This is a genomic window from Flavobacterium sharifuzzamanii (genome assembly GCF_003254585.1).
GTDB classification, from domain to species: Bacteria; Bacteroidota; Bacteroidia; order Flavobacteriales; family Flavobacteriaceae; genus Flavobacterium; species Flavobacterium sharifuzzamanii.
Genome location: NZ_QJGZ01000038.1, coordinates 78,462 through 91,198 on the forward strand (window position 1 = coordinate 78,462; position 12,737 = coordinate 91,198).

10 protein-coding genes are annotated in these 12,737 nt (G+C 34.5%); 4 read left to right on the forward strand and 6 right to left on the reverse strand.

Annotation, left to right across the window (positions count from 1 at the left end; genetic code table 11):
- The first annotated feature begins 3 nt into the window (after positions 1-3).
- Positions 4-1,428, forward strand: a complete 1,425-nt coding sequence (locus tag DMA14_RS11050) for a SusD/RagB family nutrient-binding outer membrane lipoprotein (protein ID WP_111424732.1) — start codon at positions 4-6, stop codon at positions 1,426-1,428.
- Between the two features lie 62 nt (positions 1,429-1,490).
- Here DMA14_RS11050 and DMA14_RS11055 read toward each other — a convergent pair whose 3' ends face one another.
- From DMA14_RS11055 to DMA14_RS11070, 3 genes are all read right to left on the reverse strand, one after another.
- Complete coding sequence (locus DMA14_RS11055) at positions 1,491-2,291, reverse strand: siderophore-interacting protein (protein WP_111424733.1); 801 nt, start codon at positions 2,289-2,291, stop codon at positions 1,491-1,493.
- A gap of 158 nt (positions 2,292-2,449) precedes the next feature.
- Positions 2,450-3,517, reverse strand: a complete 1,068-nt coding sequence (locus DMA14_RS11065) for an MFS transporter (protein WP_111424734.1) — start codon at positions 3,515-3,517, stop codon at positions 2,450-2,452.
- Positions 3,518-3,574: 57 nt separating this feature from the next.
- The gene (locus DMA14_RS11070; RefSeq protein ID WP_111424735.1) at positions 3,575-4,444 is read right to left on the reverse strand and encodes a helix-turn-helix domain-containing protein; all 870 of its coding nucleotides are present in this window, start codon (positions 4,442-4,444) and stop codon (positions 3,575-3,577) included.
- A gap of 108 nt (positions 4,445-4,552) precedes the next feature.
- Between DMA14_RS11070 and DMA14_RS11075 the strand changes: the two genes are divergently transcribed.
- Positions 4,553-5,005, forward strand: a complete 453-nt coding sequence (locus DMA14_RS11075; protein WP_238989952.1) for a YybH family protein — start codon at positions 4,553-4,555, stop codon at positions 5,003-5,005.
- On the opposite strand, the gene DMA14_RS11080 is transcribed toward DMA14_RS11075, so the two are convergent.
- The gene (locus DMA14_RS11080) at positions 5,002-5,820 is read right to left on the reverse strand and encodes a helix-turn-helix transcriptional regulator (RefSeq protein ID WP_111424736.1); all 819 of its coding nucleotides are present in this window, start codon (positions 5,818-5,820) and stop codon (positions 5,002-5,004) included. The genes DMA14_RS11075 and DMA14_RS11080 overlap by 4 nt on opposite strands.
- Positions 5,821-5,995: 175 nt before the next feature.
- Here DMA14_RS11080 and DMA14_RS11085 point away from each other — a divergent pair, with 175 nt between their 5' ends.
- Positions 5,996-6,922, forward strand: coding sequence for an NAD-dependent epimerase/dehydratase family protein (locus DMA14_RS11085; RefSeq protein ID WP_111424737.1), 927 nt, complete (start codon positions 5,996-5,998; stop codon positions 6,920-6,922).
- 188 nt (positions 6,923-7,110) lie between these two features.
- On the opposite strand, the gene DMA14_RS11090 is transcribed toward DMA14_RS11085, so the two are convergent.
- Positions 7,111-7,881, reverse strand: coding sequence for an alpha/beta hydrolase (locus tag DMA14_RS11090; RefSeq protein WP_111424738.1), 771 nt, complete (start codon positions 7,879-7,881; stop codon positions 7,111-7,113).
- A 210-nt stretch (positions 7,882-8,091) separates the two neighbouring features.
- Positions 8,092-10,527, reverse strand: a complete 2,436-nt coding sequence (locus DMA14_RS11095; protein ID WP_111424739.1) for a sensor histidine kinase — start codon at positions 10,525-10,527, stop codon at positions 8,092-8,094.
- A 207-nt stretch (positions 10,528-10,734) separates the two neighbouring features.
- Here DMA14_RS11095 and DMA14_RS11100 point away from each other — a divergent pair, with 207 nt between their 5' ends.
- Positions 10,735-12,708 (forward strand): sigma 54-interacting response regulator, encoded by a 1,974-nt coding sequence (locus DMA14_RS11100; RefSeq protein ID WP_111424740.1) that lies wholly within the window; start codon positions 10,735-10,737, stop codon positions 12,706-12,708.
- Positions 12,709-12,737: the final 29 nt, after the last annotated feature.

Genomic DNA, 12,737 nt, shown 5'->3' on the forward strand with positions numbered 1-12,737 from the left:
ATCATGCTAAAAAAACTATCATATACAATACTGTTTGCATTGGCACTGAGCTCTTGCAGTGATACTTTAGACGATATAAATAAAAACCCAAATGCAACTGAAACTCCTTTAGCGCCTTATTTGCTAACGGGAACTTTAAAACAAGGTGCAGATTTGTATTGGGGAGACGCAAATAACTTTAACTCGACTTTGTTATTTGCGCAGCATTGGGCAAAAATCCAATATACAGAACCAGATCGATATGATGTTTCAAACACTTCGTTTACTTCATTGTGGAATACAGGATATGCGACTCTGATTACAGATTTGAATACGATTATAAAATTTCCAGAAGCGCAGGCAAACTCTAATTATAAAGGTATTGCTTTAACGCTACGTTCTTGGACATTCTTGTTGCTTACAGACGCTTACGGAAGTATTCCATACAAAGAAGCAGGTCAAAATGTAACGCCTGCATATAATACGCAGAAAGAAGTTTACACAGGTTTGCTTGAAGATTTGAAACAGGCGCAATCTTTATTAAATACTGCAAACGGTTCTATTACTGGAGATTTAGTTTATAAAGGCGATATAGCAAAATGGAAAAAATTTGTGAATTCGCTTCGTTTACGTATTGCTTTAAGAATCTCAGACAGAGAACCTGCATTAGCGAAACAAGCTGCAATTGACGCAACAACTGATGCAGCAGGAGTAATCAGTAGCGAAAGTGAAACATTTAAGTTTACTTATACAAGTTCGCCACAGCAAAACCCTGCTTCGGCTTGGTTTGAAACGAGAGACGATTTCCGTATTTCAAAAACTATGGTGGATCAATTATATGCATTATCAGATCCGCGTTTGCCGATTTTTGCTCAATTGCCATCAGACGCAAGCGTTGGAAAATATGTTGGAGGTGCAAACGGATTATCAAACAGTGAGGCAAACAGCCAAGGTTTTGCAAAAACATCAAAACCTGGAACCTATTTTCTTACATCAGCTTCACCTGCGGTAATTGCTTCATATTCTGAAACTTTATTTAATTTGGCAGAAGCTGCAGCAAGAGGATATATTTCTGGAGATGCAGAGCAGTATTACAAAAATGCTATTACAGCATCATTGATTCAGTTTGGAGTTAACAATCCAACAACTATTTCAACTTATCTGAATCAGGCAAGTGTAAAATATGATGCTTCAAACTATGCTAAATCAATAGGTACGCAAAAATGGATTGCTTTCTTCGGACAAGGTCTTGATGCTTTTACAGAATGGAGAAGATTGGATTATCCAGTATTAAAAGCTGGTCCAGCTACTGTTTTAGACGGAAAAATTCCTTCGCGTCTTTTCTATCCTGGTACAGAACAATCTCTTAACGGTGCTAGTTATCAAGCTGCTGTTGCCGATCAAGGAAAAGATTTACTGACAACCAAATTATGGTTTGATGTGAAATAAACAATGTGTTGTTTTTTTGAGCAAAAAAGCCCTGTATAGTTTTTGATACAGGGCTTTTTGTATTATTCCATTCGCTGTTTTTGTCTTTCCTGATTTGATTCTTCTTCAGAACTTCCGCGTTTCCAGTATGAAACAGCATAAAAACAGTCACGTTCCAATTGAAGCTCCTCTTTCAGATGTTTTTTTATTTTCTGAATTGTTTCAAATTCTGCTGCGGCAAATGCATATTGCTGTTTTTCTTTATCTAATAAAGCTATACATTCTTCAGCTAGTTTACTTCCGTCTAATGGTGAAGGATTATAGATCCATTTTACATTGAGATGGGCTTTGGTATTTAGAACAAATACATCTCTGTAAGAACTCACTTCAAGCAGAAGCATAACATTTGAAGTTGAAGTCAGACTTTCTAAAATAACTGAAATAACAGGAATTGCAGTACTGTCTCCAACAATAAAATAATTTTCAGATGAAGGAACAAGCGGTTTTTGGCTTTCCTTCATTGCAATTCCAAGAAAATCTCCGGATTTAGCATTTTCTGCCCATTTAGAAGCAGGGCCGTTATCGCCATGCGCGACAAAATCGATTTGGAGAGTTTTATTAATTAAATCAATGTTTCGTGTAGTATACGTTCGCATCGCTATAAAAAAGTCAGAGTTCCAGATGGATTCTTCATAATCGTTGCAATACATGGCGGTTTCAGAAGGAATGTAAATTTTATTATTGCTTCCAGAACGCATATTCTGAAATAGATTTACTTGTTCGTCAGACATTATAAAAGTTATTCTGATGTAATGTGGAGTAATGAACACTTTTTCTTTTACTACAAAAAGAGAACGTGCCGTATTTCGTATTGGTTTATCCATAATTCGTTTAATGTTTTAGTTTACAATTGCCTGAATTTCTTTTCTTTCAGATTGAAGAAGACTTGCAATGGCAATAACACAGCTTAATGCCCCGAAAAAGTAGATGGATTGGTAACTGAACCATCCCGCAATTAAACCTGCCGTTGGCCCTGCAATTCCTAGCGAAAGATCAAAAATGCGGCATAAGCTCCTAACGCAGTTCCTCTCATTTGAGGCGTTATTTTTTGTATTGCCAATACCCCTAAAGATGGAAAAACAAGCGAAAATCCAATGCCTGTAAGAGCGCATCCTAAAATGGCTGTCCAGCCGTTAGTGGATAAACCTATGCATAACTGCCCAGCAATTTCAATCAAAAAGGAAATCATAGCAACTTTAAACCCACCAAAACGATCAGGATAAGAAGAGAAAAATACGCGGGTCAAAATATATGAGCCTCCAAAGAACAGAAATCCAAGAGAAGCTCCATCCCAATTTTTCTGGCTGAACAATAAAGCGATAAACGATGCAATGCAAGCAAAAGCAATAGAAGAGAAGGCAAGCGCAATTCCTTGCGGAAACACTTTTCCGATTACTTTATAAAAAGGAGTTCTTAAATATCCTTTGTGTATAGGAACTATTGGCAATCCTTTAGAAGCTGTCCAGCTGATAAATGCCAGAACGATAATTGAGGAAAAAGCTAGAGTAGTTCCAAATTGGACAATCCACAGGCTAAAAGGAGCGCCAATTGCAATTCCGGCATACATGGCGATTCCGTTCCACGTCATAACTTTGCCCGAATTCTGCTGTCCTAAAAGTCCAATTCCCCAAGTAAGCATTCCTGTTACCAGAAAACTTTCGGCTATTCCGTGAACGATTCTGGACAATAGCAATAAAGAAAGCGATAATAAAGGAACTGAAACTGATGAACAAGCGAACATATATAAAACACCAGCCAATAGAACCAGTAAAATGCCTCGTGTTGTACTGATTTTTGAACCTAAAACATCAGTTGTCTTTCCTGCATAAGCGCGTGTAATTAGTGTTGCGAATGCCTGTAAACCTATAACTAAACCAACAGCTAGATTGCCAAATCCTAATTCTTGTTTTATGAATTTTGGAAGTATGCCTAGAGAAATGCCAATTGTGGTATAAACGGCCAAAACCGTTATCACAATAGGAATTAAAAGTTTGGTATTCGATTCAGAGTTTAATTTGGGAGTACTGTTTGTAGTTGTACTTTCTGTCATAATTTTACTTTGTATATTAATAATTTTACAAAGGCAAAATTATGCCTGCGCTACGTTTTAATGGTTGTCTATAGCAGGGATGTTGTTGGACAAATCATGGTTTTTTAATCTGAATTCAGATGCAGTCATTCCGATATTTTTTTTCATAAAACGCGAAAAATATGCATGATCCTCATAACCTAATTCAAAAGCGATTTGTTTAATATCTAGTTCTGTATAATACAATAAACGTTTGGCTTCTAGTGCAATTGTTTGTTGTATCCAATAACTTACAGTGAAACCCGTAACTTGTTTTACAATTTCATTTAAATACAATGGTGTTATATTTAGTAAAGCAGCATAATCTTTAACTTGCTTGCATTCTCTAAATTTTGATTGCACAAGTTGTTTAAATGCATTAACGGTCTGATACTTTTGTCCGCCAATAAGTTCTTTAGCAGAATCTTCTTGTATAAGTGCTCCGATAAAAAATCCCAAAAAAGCATCAGCCAGTGAATATTCGGTTTGATCTTGAAAGAATTCTTTCTTTTGTTCTAGCAGATTTTCAAGTATCGGAATAGTAGAAAGAATTAAATTATCAGATGTCAGCTGTATTCCTTGTCTGCTGTTTAAATGCGTATTTAAGATTTGAGTGTATTTCTCAGAAATCAAAAGCGAATCCATAAAAATATACCATCCTTTGCAATTGTTCTGATTGAGGTAAGAATGCACTTGTCCTGGCGCAACATAATAAGCACAATGGTTGGACATTGTAATGTGTTTAAAATCCAGTTCCAATTCAAAAATACCCTGAGTCAGCACAATAAACATATAATGGTCATCACGATGAGGCGCCTGCGCTTTCTCTGAAAATGCTCCAATCGGAATAATATCAATCCCGATGGTTTTCATTTCATCCCGATGTATTTCAATGTGATTTAGGTTCATTTTAGATTGAATTGTATTCAAAGGTAAAAGGAATTAGAAAAAGTTGTTCGTTATTTTACAATTTTTGCCTTGTATGAATAATTTCCTTTGTAAAAAAATATATAAACCATGAAAACAAAAATCATTTTAAGCACATTTTTGATGCTTACTTTTTGGTGTAATGCCCAAACGACAGATCCTGCTTTAAAAGAGGTAAAAAAAGTTATTGAAGCCAGCAACAAAACGTTCTCCGATTTTACCAACAAGAACGACGGTTCTATTGTTGCAAGATATACGGATGATGCTTGTCTATTTCCGCCAAATGGAGAGCCAAAATGCGGAGCAAAACAAATTGATTCCTTTTTTAGAGGCGGACCTCAAGTGCATGTTGTATTCACAATTCAGCATCTTTACGGCGACGCAAAAACAGCCGTTACAGAAGAGAGTTTTTATGAAATGACTGATATGAATGGCAAAAAACTAGATGACGGAAAAGTAATCGTAATCTGGAAGAAAACCAAAGAAGGCTGGAAGATGCATCGCGATATGTTTAGCAGCAATCATCCTGCAAAACAAGGCTAAAAACCAATGTTGACAGCCTGCTGTAAATCGGTATCGTTTTTTAGCATCGAATTTCTGGATGCCGATGGCGTAATGCCTGTAAATTTCTTAAACTCTTTAATAAAATGAGCTTGGTCATAATAGCCATTATCGTAAGCTATGGTAGTCAATGATTCTGTTGTATTGAGCACTAAATCCAAACTTTTGTTAAATCGGATTACAGAAGTAAAGGCAGCAGGACTGATGCCAATATTAGACAAATAAAGTTTTTGGATATACCTTTCTGATAAACCTGAATTGCGGGCAAGGAAAGGTAAGTCCAATTGCTGATGATTGCGAAAAAGCTCCTGGCTTAGATTCTGTACTATTGAAACTTTCTTTAGACGAGTTTCATTCTTCTTTAATTTTTGAAGAAAATACGTTTCTAAAACACTGATTTTAGACAATAAATCGTCCTTTTCCATAATCTGGTCATATAAATCCCTATTCTCTCCCAATGCTACATCATACATATCAGTAGCATAATTGGTAAATTCTGATAATGGATCTGAAAAAAACAATGCGCTGGCATGCGGATAAATTCTTGCTATAAGTACAGATGTTCCTTTTGCTACAGAAAGACGTGTTGGAAGCGTGAGATGTCCCAGTAATTCTATTGCAGGAGTATCTTTTTGTTTTCCGTTGATAATAGTAGCTGCAAATCCTCCAGAAATATTTACAATCAAATCGACATATCCGCTAGGATAAAATACTTCATTGTTGAGATCTTTTTCAATTGTCACAACAGTGTAATTCTTGATAAAAGGCGCTAAATTGGCGGATGGCAAAATCTGCATATCGTTTTTTGTTGTAATTTAGAAGTAAATTAACTGATTTATAGCAAGTTCTAAATTAGCAATAATTACAATATAAACGAACTAAAGTTTTGGAGATATTGTTACAATTTTCCATAATTTAGAAGCTCACAAGAGAAACAAAACGAATAGCGGATTAATAGAAATAAGCTAAAATATGCAGACAATATTAGGAGCAAACGGGCAGATTGGCGAAGAATTGGCGAGAGAACTAAAAAGAAATTATACTTCAGATATTCGAATTGTAAGTCGCAAAGCACAAAAAATAAATGATACAGATACTGTTTTTTCAGCAGATTTAGCTATTAAAGAAAAAGCAATAGAAGCTGTTAAAGGCTCTGAAATTGCATATTTTACCTTAGGACTTCCTATGGACTCTGATTTATGGGAAAAGCAATTTCTGCTTATTTTAAGAAATGTCATTGAAGCCTGTAAAATAAATAAAACGAAATTGGTGTTTTTTGACAATACCTATATGTATCCCCAAGATGGCAGAGTTCTTTCTGAAGAAACTGCTTTTGAACCTGTCGGTAGGAAAGGAATAGTTAGAAAAGAAATGGCTGAGATGGTTTTAAACGAAATAAAATCAGGTCAGTTGGAAGCGGTAATTTGCCGTGCACCAGAATTTTATGGCCCTGCCAAAACGCAGAGCATTACCAATACTTTAATATTCAATGCTATTAAAGAAAACAAAAAGCTGAAAGTACCTTTGAGCGATACTAAAAAACGAAGCCTAATTTGGACACCTGATGCAAGTCGTGCAACAGCATTAATAGGCAATACGCCAGATGCTTTTGGCCAAACTTGGCATTTGCCTGTTGATGAAAGCCACATTAATTATAAAGAGTTTGTTGCCTTGGCTTCTGAAATATATGGGAAAGAGTTAAAATATAAGGTTATGCCAAAATTTGTTTTTGCAATAGGAGCACTTTTTAATAAACAAGCAAAAGAATTACGAGAACTGCTTCCAAGATATGAACACGATAATATTTTTGATGACTCAAAATTTAGAAAGCGTTTTCCAGATTTTGAGGTGACAAACTATAAAAACGGAATTGAACAGATTAAAAAGGAACAATATTAATTTTCATTAATATTCCGTAGGAATATCTGATCGGTAGAAAAAAAATGATGTCATTAGGCATGTGTCCCGTAGGGACACCTGTTTTTTTGCGAATGAAATATGTCCGACAATTAATCAAACGTTCCTAAGGAACGTCTAACCTCAATTTTACCAATGAGACATTCCTACGGAATGTTTTTTACATTTTTTTATAGTTTTTCATACCAATCCAAAATATAATCTGCAACAGTTTCCCAGCCAGGTTCTCCACAAATAAAATGGCTTTTACCATCAAATATTTTAAGATCTACACGTCCTGCATTTTCTTTGTATCTGCTGGCAATTGTTTCTGTTAAGCTAGGAGGAAAAATATGATCACTGCCACCGCCAACAAATAGAATTGGTTCATGCGGTTTTTTGAAATCAATATTAGAGAATGAATTTAAAACCAATTCGCGGCTTACCTTATAACTTTCTGGTACAGCAAATTTCTCAAAAGCAATACTTTTTTGTGCTTCAGGAATGGTATTAAAAAAGGCATAATCGTACCATTTTCGGCTTCCCATAAAATATTTAGCCGAAGAGAAAAAGCCAAAAGCTGGAATTACCGTTTTTAAAGTTTGAAATGGCGGAAACACATTTTTTGGAGGCGCACCATCAATACTTACTCCAGCCGCTGCTTTGCCCAATTCGACCAATTTTAATGTAGCCATACCAGCCATTGAATGCCCAATTACCAAAGGCTTTTCGGGTAAAGTATCTATTAATTTACTGATATTATTGACAATATCTATAAATCCGGTTTTAGTTAAATCTGGATGAACTTTTGCTCTTAAATCAGCAGGATTTCCATCGTGTCCAGGATTTGCGGGAGAATAAACAGTATAACCTTTCTGTTCATAGTACTTTTTCCAATCGGCCCAAGTTTTGTCATTGACAAAATTTCCGTGAATAAGCACAATCGTTTTTGATTTTGACATGATTTTATTTGATTAATGTTAGAATCTCTTTGAAAATTTCTCTTTTGGAATTTTTTAAAAAATTAACCTTCCCTCAAAAAAACAATTTATATGCCACGCCAAAGTATGGTTTAATAATAAGGTTTCTTAGTGCAACTTGTTGATTTTTAAATGTTATATATCGCTAAATAAATTTAGATTAGTGAGATTTCGCTATAAATCAATTTAAAATTATCCTCTTTTGTCATTGATTGGAAACTCTTTTGAGAATTCAATTTTAAGAATTGTTCCGTTATTGTTTTCCATAGAAAAAGTCGCATCCAAGTCATCGCTTAAACCTTTTATAAGACTCAATCCGAATGAATTGATTTTCTTATCGCTAATATTCATGTCAAAACCAACTCCGTTATCTGCAATAGTGAGAAGATATTTGTTTTCAGATTTAGCTTGCAACGTCACATATATCATCCCAGTTCGATTATCTGGAAAAGCATATTTTATGGAATTGGTAATCGATTCGTTTAAAATAAGTCCAAGCGGAACGGCCTGTGCAACGTCTAATTCTAAAGGTTCGATTTTAAGTTCAAAACGGATTTTCTGCCCAAGCGAAAAAGATTCTCTCAAATATTCCACCAATTCTTTGATGTAATTCGGCATATTAATCGTCGAAATATTATCCGAATTGTACAATTTCTGATGTATCAGAGACATAGAATGAATACGATGCTGGCTATTTTTAATGGCCGACAGCGCCATATCATTTTCCAAATAAGCCGATTGCGAATTGAGAAGACTGATCACGGTTTGAAGATTATTTTTTACGCGATGATGAATTTCTTTCAAAAGCCATTCTTTCTCATCAAGCAAATGTCTCAAATTGATATTTTTTTGATTGATTTCCTTTTCTTTCAATTCAAGTTCAGCATTAGTTCTCTGTTTTAAACGATATCGATTGTACAATAACGCAATTAAAAGAACCAATAAAACCAAACTTGAGATGGAAACGGTGTTTAATAGTTTTGATTTTTTTAATGCCGTTTCTTGTAATTGAGTTTCTTGGTTTAATGATTTGATTTTCTGTTCTTTATTTTCTGTTTCGTACTGAAATTTAAGCTCTTCAATCTGTTTGTTTTTTGAATAATCTAAAAGAGAATCACTCAGTATTTTGTATTGTTTATGATGCTCCAATGCCGATCTGAAATCGCCACTTAGCGAATCTAGTTTATACAAAGACATCTGCAGTGCTTCTGAATTGTAGTTCTTTTTATATTTTTTTGAAATGGCTTCAATTTTATCTGTATAAAACTTTGTTTTCTGTAGGTTATTACGGTTCGCATAAAACAAAGCAATCGACGAATATGTGTTGCAGATATCTCTATAGGTTTGAGGTGAATCTAAGGCATCTGCAGCTTCTCCAGCCTTTATAAAAAACTTTTCGGCCATGCTATAATTTTTAATTCGCCAATAACAGTTTCCGTAACCATAATTCATAAGCATATTATCAAACTTATTCGGCGGGGGATAATGGCTCGTAATAGAATTCATGTATTCTATGGCTTCTTTGTTTTTTCCTTTCATTGACAAAGAGGCTGTTGCGGTCATAAAACTTTTGTACCATGAGCCGCTGCTAAAAATATTCTGCCCATACCTTATGCTTTTTTCAGACATTTTTATAGCTTCGTCTGTATGTCCCATTTGTAAATACACCAATCCCAAGCGCATATAAAAAATATCAGCAAAAGTGTAATCATTTGTAGACTCCATGCTTTCTACACTCTTTAAAGCATAATAAAGTGCACTTTTAATATTAAATTGCACGCCCTCAATATAAGCAATTGTAGTTTCAATGTATTGCTGCTGCCTGAAACCAATTTTTCGCATATCGGCAGTGTTTTGATACAGTATTTTCTTGGCATCGTTTATTTTTCCATGCCAGAAATAGATGGTGCAAATTCTTGCTTTTGTGATTATTCTTTTCTCTTCAGAGCCTAGGGTTTTGTATAAAGCTTCGGCTTCCTTTAGAATTTTTTCTTTTTCGGGATCTAAATCGTACTGATTTGTTGCCTGATAGAATAACGCATCAGCCAGTGCGGCTTTGTCATTTTGTTTTCGGCACTCATTTACTACTTGCGAAAAGCATTTTTTGCTTTCAGGATAATTGTTGATCTGGAAATAAAACTTCCCCAAAAGCATTAAACTCTGATGTTGCCATTTTTGAATTTTTAGCTCATTACTAATTTTTACAGCTTCTGTGATATAAAAATTTGCATTTTTAATGTCATCTGGTTTGGTAAAAGGTTTAAACAAATAAAAAATTCCCAATTGCAGAGCTAGTTTTATTCTATCGACGTCTTTTGATTTATGATAAAGTTTTTTAGCAGCCTCAATATTTCCTTTTTCAATTAAATCATTTCCAATTAGATAAGAACCATCATTAAAGCCTTCATTGTAAGCTAAAGAAACTGGCAATTTGTAGGCTTTGCAGGCTAAAACCACAGCACTGTCGGCATCTATTGATCCTTGATTTGAATTGTATAAATAAGAAGAGCAGGTTTGTATTAATAAACGCTTCTTTTTTAAATCATAACCTACTGTTGCTGGATGATTTTGCGCTTTAGAATTCAGGGTTATAAAGAACAGCAGACAAAAAGAGTACAGTAGCTTCATAGATTTATTTAGAATTAAATTTTAGTAAGTGTTTAATTAACAAATATAAAGAGAAACAATTTGGTTTGGATTGCAAAATAACGCCAAAATTATGGTAAAATGTGATTTTTATTTAGCTAAATTTGGAAACGCTTAATTTTAATTGTGATAATTAACTATTTTTGTATCAATGAGTTAAGTGTAATGTAAGACAAAATTTAATCACTTATGAAAAAGTCTGCCGATAACGGATATGAAGCTGCAATTTCAGCATTAAAAAAACGAATTTTAATTGTTGAAGATCAGTTTATTGAAGCACATGATTTACAGCTTATTCTTGAAAAAGCCAATTATGAAGTTACAGGAATTGCGAGATCGGTAGAGCAGGCTTTAGAACAGATTGAGATTGAAAAACCTGATCTTGTTTTTTTGGATATCATGCTAAAAGGCAAGCGAGATGGTATAGAATTAGCACATATTCTTAAAGAAAAACATATTGGATTTATATTTATTTCGGCCAATTCCAGCAAAAGTGTTTTAGACGAAGCAAAAACCACACAGCCATACGGATTTATTGTAAAACCATTTAGAGCTCAAGATGTTCTCACAACTCTTGAAATTGCTTTTTATCGTCAGCAATATAGTTTAGAAAGCCAGTTGAGACAGCAATTTCAGCTTCAGAAATCAATTTCAGAAATTATAAATTCAGATGTAAAAAAAGAAGAAGCTTTATTGGCTTTTGCAAAAGCGGTTCAGACTTTTATTCCTTTTGATTATTTAGAAACGGGTTTTGTAACAACAGCACAATATGATAATCTTGGCATTGTACGTAGAAATATAGATCAGTATCAGATTATTAACCTGCAGAAACTGACTCAGATAACAGAATTGTCTGAGAAAGAAATAAATGAAACCTACAAAAAATCTAAAACAGATAAAGAACCTATTATTTATAGTGCAGAAACACTGATAAATAATCTTCAAGAAGCTCCGATGAAAGCTTTAATTGCTCATAATTTCGGAATAAAATCGTATTTGGTTTTTCCGCTTTTGATTTCTGAAATGCAGCGTTATCATTTTACTTTTTACAGCCGTAACCTGAATGTTTATTCTCCGGAGCATTTGCGCATTTTGAATTCGCTTGAACCTGTTTTCTGCCAGTTTGTGGCTAAAATCTATTCGAAAGAAAATTTAAATCTGCCACAGAAAACAGTTGAAATAAAAAACGCAAAGCCTGTCAATACCGAAGAAGATTTCGGAGGTATTATCGGCAATAGTTCGCAAATGAATTCTGTTTTTAATTATATCCGAAAAGTAGCGCCTTCAGATACTTCGGTTTTGGTTTTAGGAGAAAGTGGTACAGGAAAAGAGAAAATTGCTCAAAGCATTCATGCTTTATCTCCAAGAAAAGACAAGCCTCTGGTTATTATCAACTGTGGTGCAATTCCTGAGAATCTTGCAGAATCGCTTCTTTTTGGACATGAAAAAGGGGCTTTTACAGGGGCATTGGATAAACGTATCGGAAAGTTTGAGTTGGCTGATGGAGGAACCATTTTTCTAGATGAAGTAGGAGAGATGTCTCTTGAACTTCAGGTAAAATTGCTGCGTGTTTTGCAGGAAAGAGAAATTGAACGCGTTGGCGGTACTTCTCCTATGAAAGTTGATGTTAGAATCATTGCGGCAACCAATAAAAATCTTGAAGAAGAGGTGGCAGCAGGAAGGTTTAGAATGGATTTGTATTATCGTCTGCACGTTTTCCCAATTATGGTTCCGCCATTAAAAAAGAGAAAAGAAGACATTCCCGATTTGGCCAATCATTTTATTGGTATTTACAGTGATAAAATGGGCAGAAAAGCGCCAATTCTTTCTGATGCAGCTTTACAGCAGATTATGAATTATAATTGGCCAGGAAATATTCGTGAACTGGAACATGTTATGCAACGCGCTATTCTATTGACAGAAGGAAACACAATTAAAGAAATTGAACTTTCGATGTCTTCAAAAATGCATCCTGAACAGCCAACGGAATCATTTTCGATAAAAACAATATTAGAAAACGAAAGGGATTACATCCTTTACATCCTTAAAAAATGCAACGGAAAGATTTCTGGAGCTGGAGGCGCGGCCGAAATTTTAGATATTCATCCTTCTACATTGAATTCTAAAATTAAAAAGCTAGAAATTAAGAAAGGGATTATTTAAGCCTTATCTCAAAAAATAAACACATAGAA

Excerpts from the sequence above, each read along its gene's own strand:
- DMA14_RS11050 (WP_111424732.1), top strand. The coding sequence starts at position 4 with ATGCTAAAAAAACTATCATATACAATACTGTTTGCATTGGCACTGAGC.
- DMA14_RS11055 (WP_111424733.1), bottom strand. The coding sequence starts at position 2,291 with ATGGATAAACCAATACGAAATACGGCACGTTCTCTTTTTGTAGTAAAA.
- DMA14_RS11065 (WP_111424734.1), bottom strand. The coding sequence starts at position 3,517 with ATGACAGAAAGTACAACTACAAACAGTACTCCCAAATTAAACTCTGAA.
- DMA14_RS11070 (WP_111424735.1), bottom strand. The coding sequence starts at position 4,444 with ATGAACCTAAATCACATTGAAATACATCGGGATGAAATGAAAACCATC.
- DMA14_RS11075 (WP_238989952.1), top strand. The coding sequence starts at position 4,553 with ATGAAAACAAAAATCATTTTAAGCACATTTTTGATGCTTACTTTTTGG.
- DMA14_RS11080 (WP_111424736.1), bottom strand. The coding sequence starts at position 5,820 with ATGCAGATTTTGCCATCCGCCAATTTAGCGCCTTTTATCAAGAATTAC.
- DMA14_RS11085 (WP_111424737.1), top strand. The coding sequence starts at position 5,996 with ATGCAGACAATATTAGGAGCAAACGGGCAGATTGGCGAAGAATTGGCG.
- DMA14_RS11090 (WP_111424738.1), bottom strand. The coding sequence starts at position 7,881 with ATGTCAAAATCAAAAACGATTGTGCTTATTCACGGAAATTTTGTCAAT.
- DMA14_RS11095 (WP_111424739.1), bottom strand. The coding sequence starts at position 10,527 with ATGAAGCTACTGTACTCTTTTTGTCTGCTGTTCTTTATAACCCTGAAT.
- DMA14_RS11100 (WP_111424740.1), top strand. The coding sequence starts at position 10,735 with ATGAAAAAGTCTGCCGATAACGGATATGAAGCTGCAATTTCAGCATTA.